11 protein-coding genes are annotated in these 15,881 nt (G+C 73.1%); 4 read left to right on the top strand and 7 right to left on the bottom strand.

Translation table 11 applies throughout. The features are described 5' to 3' along the window. Positions 1 to 103: 103 nt before the first annotated feature. Positions 104 to 1,135 carry a metal-dependent hydrolase family protein gene (locus OHA86_RS05190; protein ID WP_329172886.1) on the bottom strand — a complete coding sequence of 344 codons (1,032 nt, stop codon included), beginning with the start codon at positions 1,133 to 1,135 and terminating at the stop codon, positions 104 to 106. On the opposite strand from OHA86_RS05190, the gene OHA86_RS05195 reads away from it, so the two are divergent. Continuing rightward, positions 1,134 to 1,505, top strand: a complete 372-nt coding sequence (locus tag OHA86_RS05195; protein ID WP_329172888.1) for a hypothetical protein — start codon at positions 1,134 to 1,136, stop codon at positions 1,503 to 1,505. The genes OHA86_RS05190 and OHA86_RS05195 overlap by 2 nt on opposite strands. Before the next feature lie 191 nt (positions 1,506 to 1,696). Here the strand turns inward: OHA86_RS05195 and OHA86_RS05200 are convergent, their stop codons facing one another. Continuing rightward, positions 1,697 to 3,034 (bottom strand): copper amine oxidase, encoded by a 1,338-nt coding sequence (locus tag OHA86_RS05200; protein ID WP_329172889.1) that lies wholly within the window; start codon positions 3,032 to 3,034, stop codon positions 1,697 to 1,699. A 2-nt stretch (positions 3,035 to 3,036) separates the two neighbouring features. Then, positions 3,037 to 3,873, bottom strand: a complete 837-nt coding sequence (locus OHA86_RS05205) for a Tat pathway signal sequence domain protein (RefSeq protein WP_329172891.1) — start codon at positions 3,871 to 3,873, stop codon at positions 3,037 to 3,039. Between the two features lie 729 nt (positions 3,874 to 4,602). On the opposite strand from OHA86_RS05205, the gene OHA86_RS05210 reads away from it, so the two are divergent. Next, positions 4,603 to 5,178: a hypothetical protein gene (locus OHA86_RS05210; RefSeq protein WP_329172893.1), complete on the top strand. Its 576-nt coding sequence runs from the start codon at positions 4,603 to 4,605 to the stop codon at positions 5,176 to 5,178. A 414-nt stretch (positions 5,179 to 5,592) separates the two neighbouring features. Beyond that, the gene (locus OHA86_RS05215; protein ID WP_329172894.1) at positions 5,593 to 5,889 is read left to right on the top strand and encodes a hypothetical protein; all 297 of its coding nucleotides are present in this window, start codon (positions 5,593 to 5,595) and stop codon (positions 5,887 to 5,889) included. Between the two features lie 370 nt (positions 5,890 to 6,259). Here the strand turns inward: OHA86_RS05215 and OHA86_RS05220 are convergent, their stop codons facing one another. Together OHA86_RS05220 and OHA86_RS05225 are read right to left on the bottom strand one after the other, a co-directional pair. Continuing rightward, complete coding sequence (locus tag OHA86_RS05220) at positions 6,260 to 6,889, bottom strand: TetR/AcrR family transcriptional regulator (RefSeq protein WP_329172896.1); 630 nt, start codon at positions 6,887 to 6,889, stop codon at positions 6,260 to 6,262. 360 nt (positions 6,890 to 7,249) lie between these two features. Continuing rightward, a complete protein-coding gene (locus OHA86_RS05225) occupies positions 7,250 to 11,425 on the bottom strand; it encodes a type I polyketide synthase (RefSeq protein WP_329172897.1) in 4,176 nt (1,391 codons plus the stop codon). Between the two features lie 357 nt (positions 11,426 to 11,782). Here OHA86_RS05225 and OHA86_RS05230 point away from each other — a divergent pair, with 357 nt between their 5' ends. Then, entirely contained in the window at positions 11,783 to 12,871 is a 1,089-nt protein-coding gene (locus tag OHA86_RS05230) for a hypothetical protein (protein ID WP_329172899.1), read from the top strand. 71 nt (positions 12,872 to 12,942) lie between these two features. Here OHA86_RS05230 and OHA86_RS05235 read toward each other — a convergent pair whose 3' ends face one another. Then, positions 12,943 to 14,538, bottom strand: coding sequence for an FAD-dependent monooxygenase (locus OHA86_RS05235; protein WP_329172900.1), 1,596 nt, complete (start codon positions 14,536 to 14,538; stop codon positions 12,943 to 12,945). Positions 14,539 to 14,615: 77 nt separating this feature from the next. Further along, positions 14,616 to 15,836, bottom strand: coding sequence for an MFS transporter (locus tag OHA86_RS05240; RefSeq protein ID WP_329172901.1), 1,221 nt, complete (start codon positions 15,834 to 15,836; stop codon positions 14,616 to 14,618). Between the last annotated feature and the right edge of the window lie 45 nt (positions 15,837 to 15,881).

Below are 15,881 nucleotides of genomic sequence, written 5' to 3' on the forward strand. Positions count from 1 at the left end.
TGCGGGCGGAAGCACGGTAACGGCCCGCGGTGGCGCGGCTCCACTGGTTTTCGGGGCCGGTGGCGCCGCACAGCCGCCACCGGCCCCCGCACCTCACCCGCGGTCAGGCGGCGAGGCCTTCGACGTCCTTGTGCGCCACGCCGTCCTTCATGACCAGCAGGATGTTCCCGGGGTCGCCGAGCGACCCGATGTCCTCGAGCGGATTGCCGCGGGCGATCACGACGTCGGCGCGCTTGCCGGGTTCCAGGGTGCCGATCTCGTGCGTGAGTCCCAGGAGCTCGGCGGCCTCGCTGGTACCGGCCCGCAGCGCGTCCATCGGGGTCATGCCGCAGTCCACGAGGTACCCGAGTTCCCGCAGGTTGGTGCCGTGCTCGGCGATGCCGCAGTCGGTTCCCATCGCGACCCGCACCCCGCGTTCGATGGCGCGCGGGATGTGCCGCCGGGCGATGTCCTGCCAGTGCCTCTTCTTCGCGTACGCCCAGGGGGCGGCCTTCCCGGGGTCCGGGTCGGTGTTGGCGGTGGTGAGGGTCGGGACGAGGAAGGTGCCGCGTTCCAGCATCAGGTCGATGGCCTGGTCGTCGATCTCGTAGCCGTGCTCGACGCTGTCGACACCGCCGCGTACGGCGTTGAGGATCCCGTCCCGGCCCTGGGCGTGGGCGGCGACCTTCTTTCCGCGGTGCCCGGCGGCGATCTGCGTGATCGTGCGGATCTCGTCCTCCAGGAAACCGTCGTCGTCGGGCTGGTCGGTGGGGCTCCACACACCGCCGGTCGCCGCGATCTTGACGCAGTCGGCGCCCTGGCGCAGCACGCTCCGGACGGCCTTGCGGCATTCGGCGGGTCCGTCGGCCAGCCGGCCCATGGCGTTGTCCGGGGGGCGGTTGTCGTTGCCGGCCCGGAAGTCCCCGTGTCCACCGGTCGGGCTGAGCATGGCGACCGCGACCAGCAGCCGGGGTCCGACCAGCAGCCCGGATTCGACGGCCCGCCGGTGTCCGGCGTCGGCGCCGCCGAGGTCCCGCGCGGTGGTGACACCGGCTTCGAGGGTGTGCCTCATCCGGGGCGCGGCCAGGAAGGTGGCCAGACTGGACGGCAGGCCGGCCAGCTCGGCGTGGCTCAGCGCCGTTCCGGGAGCGGCCATGTGGACGTGGCAGTCGATGAAGCCCGGGAGTATCGCGTTCCCGTGGACATCGATGCGCCGGGTGCCGGCCGGGACGGTGCAGTCCCCGGTGCGGCCCGACCACCGGACGAGCCCGTCCTCGCGGGAGTTGGCCAAGCTCGCGGAGATCAGGCAGTGCCTGGGGCTGGCCGGGCCGCGGAATCTGATCGCCACGGTCTGGGTGTCCTCCCTGATGGACGCCCAGGCCCTGGAGGTACGCCTCACCGCGGCCCTGCCCCATCTGCGGATCGCCGACCGCGCGGTCGTGCTGCGCACGGTGAAGCTGATGGGACGGCTGCTGGACCCGGAAGGCCGGGCGATCGGCTTCGTGCCGATGAACCTCCTGGCCTAGATTCCGCGCCGCCCGGCCGGCCGGCGCGGGAACCCGGCGAGGACCCCCGCACCAGCCGATCGGGGCGGCTCGCGTCCGCCGCCCCGGCCGTCCTTGGTGTAAGCCGGGATGCCGGGAATCGGAACGCGGCAGGGCGCGCCGGTGGCGTACCCGGTTCGCCCTGCCGCGGTGCGCTGGAGTGGGTCGGCGGGTCAGTGGCCCTGGCCGTTGTTCCCGGCGAGCGCCTCCGGGGTGAGCGGGCTCATCGCCGTGACATCGCGGGGGGCCAGCTGGAAGCCCTGCCAGTGCATCGGCATCGGGGTCCGGTCCTCGTCGCGCGGGATGTGGTGGAAACCCACGTTGACCCACATGACCGGGTGGGTCAGGGTCTCGCCGTTCGTCCACTTGTCGACGGAGGTGCCGCGCCCGGCGCACGCGGGGTCGGCGTTGCCGCTGGCCAGTTGTTCGCAAGCCCGGTACTGGGTGAAGTACACGTCCTTCGAGGTGTAGGCGTGCGCGTCGTAGTGGTCGGAGTGCTGCTGGACCAGTTCCCATGACCGCGGGTGCTGGTCGCTGTTCTTACCCGCGGTGGAGACCACCCGCCACCAGCGGCGCAGCGCGGAGGTGGCGGCCAGTTCCTTGGCCACGGGCGTCATGGCGGTCTTCAGGATGGCCGAACCGTCGCCGTGGCCCGCCTGCTTGGTGTCGTACTGCTGGACCTTCGCCTTGGACGAACCGTCCAGGTCGAAGTCCAGCCGCCAGAAGACGGAGTGGTAGTGGCTGGTGGCCCGGTCGTGGTCGCCCTTGCCGATCGGCCAGCCGGTGCCCTGGCCGCTGTAGTCACCCGGTGAGAGGTCGCCGGTGGCGCCGACCTTGGCGGTGATGGTGCCGTCGTCGGAGAAATTCCACTGGGTGACGTACTCGTACCAGCCGAGTTGGGAGACGGAGAAGACCACCAGGTCGCTGCCCTGCGCGGTGTACTTCTTCGGGTTGCCGTGCGCGTCGTAGTCGTCGGCGCGGTACGCGTAGCCGTGCGGCGCGGTCGTGACGCACAGCGCCTTGACGTTCTTCTCCTGCTGCGGGACGTACGCCGAGCTGATGGCGCCGCCGGGGCACTCCGAGGGGCCGATGTCGACGGCGGTGTTGCCGAACCCGATGTCGGACAGGTCGTTGTACTCCGTCGTGCCCGAGTCGTAGGGCACGTTGACCTGGGCGAGAGCCGCGGAGGCGAGCACGGCGAGCGGCTTGGGCTCCTTCTTCGGCTGGTAGGCGATCTTCTCCAGGACCAGCCCCTTGGTGCCGCTGATACGCCAGCACATGGTCCACTTCGTGCCGCTGGGCAGCGTCTTGGTGATCGGCCGGGCGGTACCGCAGGTGTTCGGGGCGGGGGCCGCCCGGACCGCCGTGGCGGGGGCGGTGCCGGGGGTGGCTGACGCGGGGCCGCCGGTCGCCCCGACGGCCAGGGCGGGCAGCAGCAGGAGCGCCGAGGCCGCGCCGAACGCGCGGCGGACGCCGCTGTTGAAGGTGCGCATGATTGCCTGGTTCTCCACTCTCAGTTGATCCGGCCGACGGTGTGGTCGCTGAGGTCGACGACGTAGTCGGTCGTGTCGATCCAGGGCCCGTTCTTCACCTGGGTGAACAGCCGCACGCAGCGGTCGTGCCCGCATTTGCCGAGGCCGGCGGGCGCCGACTGCTCGTCGGTGTCGAACGACATCCCGCGCAGGCGCAGTTGGTCGGGCGACGTGAGGGTCTGCCCCTTGGTCGCCGCGGTGAAGTCGGTGCGCAGGCCCTTGCCGAGCGGGTCCTTGATGAGCAGGCCGGCGGCTTGCCCGGTCTCGTCACTGGACGGCGGCGGCTGGACGCCGGTCGCCGTGTCGGTGCGCTCCACCGTCGCCGTGTCCAGGTTGACCGTCTGCTTGACGAGCTGGTCGTGCCCGTAGTCGTAGAACAGCACCTCGACGCGGCGCGGCGCGGCGCCCGCGGAGTCCGGCGGCTCGACCAGGTCGGCGTCCAGATATTCCGCGCCCTGCGTCCGCTCGGCCGTCAGCGAGTCGCGCGGTACTCCGTGCCGCAAAGCGAGGGACTTGGCCCGGTCGACCTCGTCCTTCGTCAGCGGCCCGACACCGGTCTGCGGCCCCTGCGGTGCTCCGTTCTCGGCTGCGGCGGCGCCGTCCCCGCTCCGGTCCTGGCCGCTGCCCGACTGCCCCGCTGATGCGGCGGCGCTGCCCGAGCGGTCGCCGCGCGCGGCGGCACCTCCCGGCACGGTGACGGCGATCATCGCGGCGGTGGCCGCGACGGCTATCCCCGCTCCCCACAGCGCTTTTGTGACGGTACGGCGCCTCGCCCCGCCGCTCTCCACCGAACGGTGGTCCTCCCCCTGCTCTGTCACCGGTGACTCCCCCTGTAAGTGATGTGGTCACAGGGGAGGATGGAGTTCAACGGCTTCCGGTTGCTCCGGCCGGCGGCGCGAAGCCGACCGGCAGCGCGTGGCGCGATCCGGCGGTGGGCGCGCCGCACGCATGGCGCGAAGTACGGTGCCGTACGCGGGATTTCGGACATCTTCACGTACGCGGCGCGCGGCGCCCGCCCGGTGTGCCGCGGCCCCTCCGCGTCCGGGCCGGGCGCGGCAGGCCCCTCATGGGGCGCTCCGGAAACTCCCGCATCCCGCCCCGTGCGGTAGGAGCGACGGCGGGCGGGTGGGCCGCCCTCCCTCCACGTCCGCCGGGTGGCTCGTATCCCTGACGCCGCGCCACACCCTTCCGTCATGCCCGTTTCGCCGCTTTCCGGACAACGTGACTTTCCCGGCTTGACGCCGTACTCGGGCGGAACCCACCATACGTACGCATCACGGGAATTCCACGGGGGGATTCTTCGGCGTCATGGCCGAACGCGCGCCGCCGAGAACGACTCCGCGCCACTACCGCGAGGCCGAAACGCCGTTCACCGCACGGCGGTTCCGCTCGTGGCATCGCCCGGATCGCGGGAACCGCCGGCACCACGTCCTCACAAGGCGCCCGCCAGGCACGGTTCCCCGGCCCGTCCGCATCCGCCCGCGAGGACCGCCCACCGACACCGGGAAACCAGCCGCGGAATTCCGCGGCGAAGCCGAGGAGACAGCATGTCGCCGAAGAGAAGACATCTGGCCACCCGTTCCGCGCTGAGCGCCGCGACGGTCGCCGCGCTCATGGCCGCCGGCACCCTGGCCGCCGTCCCGGCCGCCGAGGCGTCGGCGCCGCAGGCAGCCGCCGCCCAGCACACCGGCACCAGTACGACGTTCGTCATCCCGCCGTACGTCAGCACCTACCGGGCGGGGACCGGTTCCACACGCGTCACCGTCACCCGTTCGCCCAGCGTGTCCCCCGCCATCACCATCACCTGCAACGTCATCGCCTCCAACCCGTTCCGCTTCTACGGCGGTCCGTTCCCGTATCCCAGCGGGATCGAGGGGCTGGCGCACGTCTCCTGCGACAACGTCGTGAACTCGATCGACCTGCTGGTCGTCCTGTTCAGGGGCACCACGGCGCTCTCCTCGAACGAGCGGGTGACCTATTCCACCCTCACCGCCGCCGCCGACACCGAGTACGTCTACAGTTCCGGCAGTTACCGGACGGGCGCCATCGCCGCGGTCGCCTTCCCCGACGGCACGTCCGGGACCAGCGATCCGGCCTACAGCGCCGTCACGACCATCCTGTAGCACCGGCGGCGCCGCGAGTCGGACACTCGTACGTGTCGTGCGGCTTCGGGACCGGTCCCGCGGCGGGTGGGTTTGGCTGTGCGCATGATCCGCCTGCCCTCCGCGGCCCCAGACCGTTCCCTCCCGCTCACCCGGGGACCCCTCGTCCGCGCCGCGCTGTTCGCGGCCTTGGCCGCCGTCCTCGTGTCGTGCGGGTCCGACAGCTCCGACAGTTCCGGCAGCGCGGGCCGTACGACACCGGCGTCCCGCACATCGCCCTCGGCCGCGCCCACGTCCGCCGGCCCGTCGCCCACACCCACGTCCGCCGGCCCCTCGCCCGCCCCGACACTGCCCGACCCGGCGGACGGCACGCATACGGATCGGTGCCGGGACGGACGCTGCGAGGTCCGGGTGACCCGGGGCGCCACTATTCCGGTGCCCGAGCGGTCCGGCGTCGGCCGGATCACGGTCACCGAGGTCGGGGACCACGCGGTCATGCTGACCGCACCGATGATCACGTCGCAGTTCTCCTCCGACGGCGGGTGCGAGATGACCATCACCGGTCCGTCGGAGTACGCCGCCGGCTTCATGGACCTGACGTGCGACGCGGGCGCGAAGGGGGGCGTCAACAAGCTGCGGCTCCAGGTGGTCGGCGTCGTGGGCAAGGCCGCCGTGCTCCGCGTCGGCCTCGCGGCCTCGGACGCCGACGCATCGAGCGCCGGCGCGGTGTGACCGGGTATTCGGCCGCGGGGCGGAAGTCCCCAGCCGCACCGGACCGTCGTGCGTGCGCGGCACGTTGGCCGGTTTCAGGTGGCCGCGCACCCGTCCGGCGCCGTGCAGGTGCGCCAGCCCCTCACAGATTCCGCTGACGGTACGGAGCGCGTCGGGCAGCGGGCGGCCGGCGGCACGTCGCAGCGTGTCCGCCGGCGCCCCGTCGGCGAGTTCCGTGATCAGCACGCGGGAGCCGTCGATCTCCGGTGCCTCGGAGTCGCCGACGGTCAGTGTCTCGTGGAGCCGCACGATTCGCGGGCGCGCCGGCCGCTCGTACAGCCGGACCTCACGGCGTACCGGATCCGCGGCCGGGTGGTCCGAGCGGCAGGCCTCAGCGGGCCGCGGGCGGGGTCATGCCTTCGAGGAGCAGCCGCAGGACCTGCTGGAGTTCGTCGGCCAGTGAGGTCCCGAGGGTGTCGGACGGCCGGTGCGCCCAGCGGTAGAGGGCTCCGAGGTAGACGTCGCGCAGGACGTTGCCGACGCTGATCGGGGACATGCAGGGGGTCAGCTCGCCGCGGTCCACACCGCTGTCGACGATCTTGGCGAACACCTCGGCGACGTAGGGCTCCTCGAATATCGGCCGGCCCGCCTTCACCCAGGCCGTCAGCATGGCGGCGGTGAGCCGGGGCTCCTCCTGGTTGATCCGGACGAGTATCGCCATGCACTGCTGGAGCCGAGCGACCGCGCTGGGGGTGAACGCGCCGTACGCGTCGAGGCCGGTCACCAGGGCGGTGCGCCTGCGCTCGCCCCAGGCCGCGATGATGTCTTCCTTGCGCTGGAAGTAGTTGAAGAAGGTCCCCCGCGCCACGTCGGCGCGCTCCGCGATCTCGTCGATCGAGGTGTGGTCGTACCCCTTCGCCACGAAAAGCTCGACCGCCGAGGAGTAGAGGCGTTCCCTGACCCGCTGCTTGTTGCGTTCCCTGCGGCCGACCTGCGGCGGCGGCGTCGCACGCGAGCCCATTCCGTCCCTCCCTGTTCGGTTGAGTTGGTCAAGCCTGAGTGCACGATCGGACGGCACGGGGGCACCCGAGCCTGTCGGACCCGTCGGGGCAGCGACGTGCACGTCTATGGCCCGGCCGGTCCGCATGCATTTTTTATACCACAGTGCAACTTTAACCGCCGCTCATATTGTCGTACGCAGATCGAAACATGGCGGTCACCCGAGGGAGACGTCCGCCCGGGCGGCGGGACTCCCCCGGGCGGGGCCGGCCCGGCAGGTGACAGCCCGGCAGGGCGAGGCCAGGCAGGGCGAGGTCGGCAGGGCGAGGCCAGGCAGGGCCGGGACGAAGTGCCAGGTGTGGCGGGCGCGTTCGGGGCGCCGCTAGGGAGCGGACTCCCCTCGCGCGCCGGGCCGGGCCAGGCTCTCGCGCAGGCTGGCGACACTCTCGGCGCCCAGCAGCCGCCCGGCGGTGACCTCGACGCCGTGGCTGCGGCGCAGGCGCAGCCGGAGCTGGGAGGCCATCAGGGAATCGAGGCCGAGTTCGCGGAGCGAGCGCCGCTCATCGATGTCCGAGGCCGGCAGGCCGAGCAGCGCCGCGGAGTGTTCGAGGAGCGATTCCGCGGCGCCGTCCGCATCGTGGGACGGGGAGCGGGGCCGGGAATCGGCACGGGAGCGCGGGCGCGGACAGCCCGCGGGCTCCGTAGCGGGCGTCCGGCGGACGGGCACGGGTGCCTCGTGGCGGTCGCCGGGTGCCGCGGACGCCGCCCGTTCCGGGTCGTCGCAGGGAGCCGCGGCCGGGCGCAGGAGGTTGCTGAGGAAGCCGGCCCCGAGGGGTTCCGCGAGCCTCCTGACCACGCTGGCCAGCGGCCCCACGTACGGCCGGGCGAGCGCCGACACGAGCGCGGGCACGGAGACCGGCGCGGCGCTCACCCGGGGTTCCGGCGCGAGCCGCCGCATGCGGATGCCGGAGAAGCTCGCCAGGACGCGCCGGTCGGGTGCGATCAGCACGACGTCGGCGAGGAAGCCGGCCGCACCGCCGCCGGGCCGTACCGTGGCCAGGCTCCAGAAGTCCGGTTCGGCCTCGGCGTGGAAACGGACCGCCTCGAAGGAGACGGGAACGTGGGTGTGGTCGTCGCCGGCCGCCGTCGCCCCCGGCCGTGCCGCCAGCAGGGCCTGGAGTCCCGCCTCCCAGCCGAGGCGCGGCAGGGGCTGCTCCAGCCGTACGTGCGCGACCGCCTCGCCGTCGCACCGCCACAGATGCTGCACGCCCCGCATCGGCTCCCGGATGTCGAACCCGTGGCGCCGCGCGAACCGGTGGAAGTCGCGGGCCCCCAGGTAGTCCCGGCACCGGGCGAGCGCGGCGTCGAGGAGGTCGGGGGCCGCTGGTCCGCCGCCGTCCGTCCCCGCTGGTCCGGCCGGGACGAGCCGACCCGAGGCGCAGAGCACGGGAGCGGCCCCGCCCGGCAGTGAGGCGTGCACCGTCACCGCGCGGGCGTCCCCGCCGCCGTCCAGCGCCACTTGAAGCGTCATGTCGCCTGCCGCTTCGACGGGCAGGTGGGCGTCCCCCAGCGTGACGTCCCGCAGTTCGAACCGTGTGCCGGGATCGCCGTCCTCCGCGGTCTCGATCATCGCCGCGAGATACACCACGGGTGGTACGGGCGCGACACCGCGGATCGCCACTCCCTCGCCCCAGTCGCCGGACCCGCCCCAGGAGGCGAGGTCGATGTGCCGTACGCGGGCGCCGCCGGAGCGCCGCGCGGCCACCGGTCCTGCCGTCTCGCGCCGGAACTGCACCGTGTCCCAGGAGTAGGTGGGGAGCGACGGTACGTGCCGCGGGCCGCCGCCGTACCAGCGCCGCCAGTCCACCCGCGCGCCCTGCGCGAAGAGGCGGCCGGCCGCGCGCGCCATGTCCGCCGGCTCGTCGCAGGCGCGGTGCAGCGAGGCCACCGCGGCGGCGGCACCGGAACGGCCCGGACTGTCAGAGCTGTCAGGGCTGTCAGGGCCGTCGGCGTGGCTGCGGTGGTCGGCCGAGCCGGGAGAATCCCCGGGGCCGTCCGCCAGCGTGTCGTCGATGGCCGCGACAAGCACCGGATGCGGGCTGATTTCGAGGAAGACGCTGTCCGCCTCCCCGGCCGCCTTCCGTACGGTGTCGGCGAAGCGCACGGGTCTGCGCAGGTTGTCCATCCAGTAGGCAGCGGTCAGTTCGGGCCCCGGGACCGCGGTGCCGTAGACGGTCGAGAGCATGTCCGTCGCGCCGGGGGCCGGGGAGAGCCCGGCCAGTTCCCGCAGCAGGTCGTCGCGCAGGGCGTCCATCTGCGGCGAGTGCGAGGCGACGTTGACCTTCACGGGGCGGCACAGGATGTCGTCCCGCTCCAGTTCGGCGCGCAGTACGCCCAGGGCGGCGGGGTCGCCGGCGAGCACCGTGGTGGTGGGCGCGTTCTCGACAGCGACGCACACGGCGTCGGCGTACGCCTCGGCGTATTGCCGCGCCGTGGCCGCGGGCAGTTCCACCGCGAGCATGGCGCCACGGCCCGCCGTACGCTGCATCAGCCTGCTGCGGCGGCAGATCACCGCGGCGGCGTCGTCCAGGGACAGGGCGCCGCAGACGTGGGAGGCCGCGGCTTCGCCCATGCTGTGGCCAACGCACAGATCCGGCTCGACGCCGCGTTCACGCCAGGCGGCGGCGAGCGCCACCTGCACCGCCCACAGGACGGGCTGGACGGTGTCCACGTCGGCGGGGAGTTCGGCGTCGCCGGACGTCAGCCGGTCCAGCACGGACCAGCCCAACTCCTTGCGCACGGCCCGGTCGCACGCGTCCATCACCGTCCGGAAGGCGGGCGAGTCGCGGTAGAGGGCCCGGCCCATGCCCGTCCACTGCGACCCCTGTCCCGAGAAGACGAAGACGACACGCCTGTCGCCGGACAGACCCGCCTCCCCGATGCCGCCGTCGGGGATCGCAGCGCCGTCAGCGAGGGCGTACAGCCGTTCCGACAGCGCGTCGTGGTCGCCGCCCACCGCCCACAGCCGGTGCGGGTGGGCGTCGCGGCCGGTGGCGGCGGCGGAGCAGATGTCGCCCAGGGGGTGGGGGCGCCCGGCTCCTGACGGGCCGAGGTAGGCCGCGTAGTCCCGCGCCAGGCGGCGCAGGGCCCCGGGCGTCCGCGCGCTGAGCACCAGCAGGTGGACACCCGTGTCCGTGGCGGCGCCGCGGGCGGCGGGCACGCGCGCAGGGGAAGGCCGCCGCACAGGCCCGGGCACGTGGGCGCCGACGACCAGATGGGCGTTGGTCCCGGACAGGCCCAGCGAGCTGACCCCGAGCAGAGCGCGGGAACCGGTCGCGTCCAGCGGGCTGTTGCGGGTCACCACGCGGACCGGGAAGCCGTCCTGCGCGAGCAGGCTGTGCGGCCGGTCCAGGTGCAGCGACGCGGGGATGAGGCCGTGCCGCAGGATCAGCGCCGCCTTGAGCAGTCCCGCGATGCCGGCCGTGGCCTCGGTGTGGCCGAGGTTGGTCTTGACCGACCCGGTCAGCAACGGCCGGTCGGCCGGCCGCCCCCGACCGGCGGAGTCGGCCAGCGCGCGCAGTTCCACCGCGTCCCCGATCTGGGTCCCCGTGCCGTGCGCCTCCACGTAGTCGAGTTGGGCGGGCGTGATGCCGGCGCTGGCGCAGGCCCGGCGCACCGCTTCGGCCTGGCCCTCCACGGAGGGCCGGATCAGCAGCCCGCTGGCCGCGCCGTCGTTGGTGACCGCGCTGCCGCGCAGGACCGCGTGCACGGGGTCCTTGTCGCGCAGCGCGTCGTCCAGCCGTTTGAGCACGACCGCGCCCACGCCCTCGCTGCGGACGAACCCGTCGGCGCCGGCGTCGCCGAACCGGCAGCGGCCCCCGGGCGAGAGCATGGCGCCCTGCGAGTAGGCGATGGAGTCGTGCGGGGACATGATGAGGTTGACGCCCGCGGCGATGCACAGGTCGCTCTCGCCGGTGAGCAGGCTCTGCCGCGCCGCGTGCACCGCGACCAGCGACGAGGAGCAGGCCGTGTCCAGGACGAGGCTCGGCCCGCGCAGGTCGAGGGCGTAGGAGACGCGGCCGGCCGTGACGGCGCGCAGCCGGCTGCCGACCATGCCGCGTACGTCGGGTTCGTGGGCCACGGGGTCGGTCTCCGCGTGCTCGGCTGTCGCCTGCCCGACGAACACACCGCCCCGGGTGCCCGCGAGGAGCGAGGGGCGTATGCCGGCCGACTCCAGGGCTTCCCACACGACGTGCAGCAGCAGCCGCTGCTGCGGGTCCATGACGCGTGCTTCCACCGGTGAGATGCCGAAAAAGGCCGCGTCGAAGCCGAAGGGGTCGGTGAGGAAGCCGCCGTGCCGGGACACGGTCCGGCCGGGGGTCATGGGAGCGGGGTCATAGCAATCGCCGACGTCGAAGCGCTCGTGCGGGACCCGCGTCACTGTGTCGGTGTTGGCCACGAGCACGTCCCACAGGACGTCGACGTTCCCTATTCCGGGGAATCGGCAGCCCATGCCGACGACGGCGACGGGCGTGGAGGGCAACTGTTCTGCGCACATGGAGGACTCCAGGCTTCATGCATGGCTGAGTCAAGTGATCCTCAAGAGCGGGATACAAAAATACACTGGCGCCCATTATCTACCTCCCTTTTACCCGGACTCGCAGAAGGCTGTGATTCCGCCAGGCGCGGGCGGGTGTTTTGCGCCATCGCGCCGGATGGCCCCATGGCCCAGGCAGCGGCCCCGGCACCGGCGGGGAGCAATGGTGCGCCCGTGCCGCCCGCCCGGCCGGGCCTTCGACTGCCGGGGCGACGGGACGTCAGGCGGGGCCGGGTGTGGCAAAATTTGGACTTGCGTACATCTGTGGCTGAGTGTTTATTCTTAGATCGAGGTTGCCCGAGTGCACAGGGAGAGACCGTGGACATCAGCCAGATCGTTCCGCTGATGGGTGACGAGGAACTGACGGCCTACCGGTTCCTCGTCATGACCGGCGGAGCCACCCCGGAACGGCTGTCGCGGAGTCTGGGGTGGGGAGAGGGACAGGCGGAGCGGGTGCTCTCCGCGCTGGGAAGGATGCGGCTGGCACGCTCGCAGGACGAGGGCCGCAGCGACTGGACCGCGGTGCACCCGGAGGCGGTCAAGCTGCAGTACGCCAGGCCCCTTTCCGGCGTCATCGACGCGTGGCAGGCCCAGCTGGACGAGATCCGCGGGCAGCTCGACGCGCTCTCCGGCCTGTGCTCCGACGGCACTCCGGGCGGCGGTCCGAGCCCCGTGGTCACGGTCGAGGGCGTACCGGCCGTCCGGGCCGCTCTGGAGGACTGCGCGGCGCGGAGCACCCGGGAGGTCATCGCCGTGCAGCCGCTGGGACGGGGCGCCGCGGGGCTCGCCGGGGACGTCGTGCGCCGGGAGGCCGGGCAGTTACGGCCGGGCGTCGGCGTACAGGTGCTGCTCCCCCACCTGTCCCGCTACGACGCGGAGGTGCGGGACTGCGTCGACCGGATCTCGGCGTCGGGAGGCGAGGTACGGACCACCGCCGCGTCGCTGCCCGCGCTGATCGTCTTCGACCGCTCCGTGGCTCTCCTGCTGGACCCCGGGGACGGCGCGGACAGTACGGACGGCGGGGGCGCGGGGGATCCGGGGGACGTGCGGGACACCACCCGGGCGCACATGGTCAAGCACGGCGCCCTGGTGGAGTTCATCGTCCACATGGTGGTGAGCGCCTGGGCCACCAGCGCGGTCTTCCAGCCGACCGGGGGCAGCAACCGGATCCCGGAGTGCCTGACCCAGGAGACGAAGACCGCGATCGTCCAGTTGCTCGCCGCGGGCTACAAGGACGAGGTGGTGGCCAGGCGGCTGGCCATCGGCGTGCGGACGTGCCGGAAGTACATCGCCGAGATGTTCGGCGACCTGGGAGCGCAGAGCCGGTTCCAGGCCGGGTGGATGGTGCGTGACCACATGCTCGGGTCGGGCCGGGGAGCGGCCGTGGAGGACCACCCCGCGGCCTGAGCGGTCCCGGGCACGAACCGGCGGCCGGCGACGCCATGTGCGTCGCCGGCCGCCGTATGTGGCCGTATGTGTCAGCGGGTCAGGATCGCGGTCAGGGCTTCCGTGAGGTCGCCCTCAGGATCGCCCGCGGCGGTCTTGCTGCGCCAGGCGACGACGGCGTCGGGGCGCACCAGCGTGGCGCCGGTCGGCTCGACGCCGTAGCGGTCGCACCAGAGGCTGCCGCTGTCGATGAAGCGGTCGCCGATCCGGTGCGCGTCCAGGACGACCCCCAGGTCACGGGCGACCTTCTCGGCGGCGGCGACCCAGCGCGGGGCGTCGTGGCCGGCCAGGAGCACGAAACCGCGGCCGAAGAGGTCGTGGGTGGACACCTCCCGCGGGCCGTCGGTGAGGGCGACGTGCGGGGCCCGTCCGCCCGGGCGTCCGGTGGGATTCCACGGGTCCTCCTGGCGGCTGCCGTCGTCGTCCGCCTCGATGCGGACCGCGTGGGAGCGGTAGCGGAAGCCCAGGTATTCCTTGGGCATCGGGACGGGGGCGTCGGGGTCGGCCGGGTTGTAGCTGGCGGGCACCCGGCCCTCGGAGATCTTCGCCAGTTCGACCTCGCGCCGCAGCGTGATGTCGACGACGGGGCGCCGCTCGGTCTCGTAGGTGTCCAGCAGGCCGGGTCCCGCCTGGCCGGTGAGCACCAGCGCGAGCCGCCAGGACAGGTCGTAGGCGTCCTGGATGGCGAGGTTGCCGCCCTGGCCACCGTTGGGCGGGCAGGCGTGCGCGGCGTCGCCTGCCAGGAAGACCCGGCCCTCGCGGAAGCGCTCGGCGAGCTTGTGGTTGATCGGGAAGAAGCGGGCGTTGACGAAGGTGACGTCGATCGCGGGGTCGCCGATGGCGCTGCGGATCCGCTCCACGCAGCGCGCCTCGGTGAAGTCCTCCGGCGTCTCGCCGCGTTCGGGGAAGTAGTCGACCCACAGGGTGTGCCGCTCGGAGCCGTCCAGGATGAAGCTGGACCCGCTGCCGGGCATGCCGATGACCTCGACCGCGCCCGGCTTCACGTAACGCGTCAGGTCGGCCCGGAAGGTGAGGATGTACATGTGGCCGATGACTCCGCTGCCCTCGACGGCGATGCCGAGCATGTCCCGGGTGGGGCTGGTGTTCCCGTCCGCCGCCACCAGGTAGTCCGCCTCGACCAGGTACTCGCGGCCGGTGGCCGCCTCGCGCAGTGTCGCGGTGACCTTCTCCTCGTCCTGGGTGAGCGCGACCATCTCGGTGCCGGAGCGTACGTCGGCGCCGGCCTCCTCCGCGCCGGCCCGCAGGATGGCCTCGACCTGCGCCTGGGATACCCAGGCCAGCGGCGGCACCGACGACAGCTCCTGCGGGTCGGGCTCGGTCGGCGGGTCGAGGTAGCGCCGCTCCGGGTCGGCCAGGCTCAGGCCGTGGCTCATACGGGGCCACTGCGCGTCGGCGATGGCGGCGCGGATTCGCCGCGCCACGCCGGGCAGCGTGTTGAGCAGCTCCTGCGAACGGGTGTTGAGCCCCCAGGCCTTCGGCAGCGTGGAGGGGGCCGGCCGCCGCTCCACCAGAAGCGGCGGCACGCCGCGGGCGGCAAGGCTCAAGGCGGTGGTGAGCCCGGTGTAGGCACCGCCGACGACGAGTACGGGCACGCGCTGGACTGACATGACATCTGCCTCCGAGACTGCGGGGTGAGTGACCGGGCCGGGCGGACGTGGCGCGCCGGGCCGGGCGGGGAGTGGCGTCACGCGGAGCCGCGGGCCCCCGGGGTGAACCCGTGCTCCTTCGTCGCGGCGACGAGGGCGAACGTGACCGTGGTCAGGACCAGCAGCGCCCAGGGAAGGGACGACACGCCCGCCGTCTCCAGGAGCAGGCCCCCGAGCACGCCGGCGGCGGCCACGGCCAGGTTGCACACGGTCACGAGCATCGACTGGGCCACGTCGGCTCCGTCGCCCGCGGCGTCGGCGAGTGCCGTCTGCTGGAGGGCCGGCGAGCCCCCGAACGTCAGCCCCCAGATCACGACGCCCGCCGTGACCATGAGCGGGGAGCGGATGCCGATGCCCAGGCACAGGGCGGCGGCGCCGAAGCCCAGGAGGCAGCCGAAGGAGAGGGCGCGCAGCTTGCGGTCGACCAGCGCCCCGGTGAACCAGATGCCCGCGATGGCGGTGGCGCCGAAGACCAGCAGCATGACGCCGACCCGGCCGCCGAGTCCTGTGTGGTCCAGGAAGGGCGCGACGTAGGTGTAGAGGATGTTGTGGGCCAGGGTCCACAGAAAGATGATCAGAAGGATCGGCCGGATTCCGGGCAGGGTGGCGATCGCGCGCAGCGGCAGCCGCTCGTGGCCGGCCTGCCCCGGGTAGTCGGGCACGAGGGCGCGCATCGCGGCCAGCAGCAGGAGCGCCAGGGCGGACATGACCCAGAAGGCGCCCTGCCAGCCGACGAGCGACCCGAGCCAGGTGGCGAGCGGGATGCCCAGGGCCAGGGCGACCGGCTGGCCGACGCTGACGACGGCAAGGGCGCGCCCTTGCAGGTGCTCGGGGACCAGCCGCCGGGCGTACCCCGCGAGCAGGCCCCAGACGACACCGGAGGCCATCCCGGCGAGGAACCGGGCACCGAGGGTCAGGGCGTAGTCGTGCGACACGGCCGTGACGGTGTTGAACGCGAACAGTCCGGCGATCGCGCTCAGCAGCAGCGGCTTGCGGCGTACGCCACGGGTGAGCGTGATCACCGGGATCGCCGCGACGACCGAGCCGAGGGCGTAGAGGGTGACGAGCTGGCCGGCCAGTCCCTCGGAGACGTCGAGCCCGTGGGCGATCCGCGGCAGCAGGCCGGCGGGCGTGGTCTCGGTCATGAAGGCGAGGAATCCGGCGCCGGCGAAGATCAGGAGTTTCAGGAGGGGCAGTTGCCCGGCGTCCTGCGGGCGGGCCGGTGCCGCCGGTGCGGCACTGTTTTCCGTGGTGGTCACAAGTCGTCCCCGAGGTACGAGGTACGCGGCCGGTCGCGCGTCGCC

Source organism: Streptomyces sp. NBC_01477, assembly GCF_036227245.1.
Classification (GTDB): Bacteria; Actinomycetota; Actinomycetes; order Streptomycetales; family Streptomycetaceae; genus Actinacidiphila.

Excerpts from the sequence above, each read along its gene's own strand:
- OHA86_RS05195 (WP_329172888.1), top strand. The coding sequence starts at position 1,134 with ATGTGGACGTGGCAGTCGATGAAGCCCGGGAGTATCGCGTTCCCGTGG.
- OHA86_RS05235 (WP_329172900.1), bottom strand. The coding sequence starts at position 14,538 with ATGTCAGTCCAGCGCGTGCCCGTACTCGTCGTCGGCGGTGCCTACACC.
- OHA86_RS05210 (WP_329172893.1), top strand. The coding sequence starts at position 4,603 with ATGTCGCCGAAGAGAAGACATCTGGCCACCCGTTCCGCGCTGAGCGCC.
- OHA86_RS05220 (WP_329172896.1), bottom strand. The coding sequence starts at position 6,889 with ATGGGCTCGCGTGCGACGCCGCCGCCGCAGGTCGGCCGCAGGGAACGC.
- OHA86_RS05190 (WP_329172886.1), bottom strand. The coding sequence starts at position 1,135 with ATGGCCGCTCCCGGAACGGCGCTGAGCCACGCCGAGCTGGCCGGCCTG.
- OHA86_RS05225 (WP_329172897.1), bottom strand. The coding sequence starts at position 11,425 with ATGTGCGCAGAACAGTTGCCCTCCACGCCCGTCGCCGTCGTCGGCATG.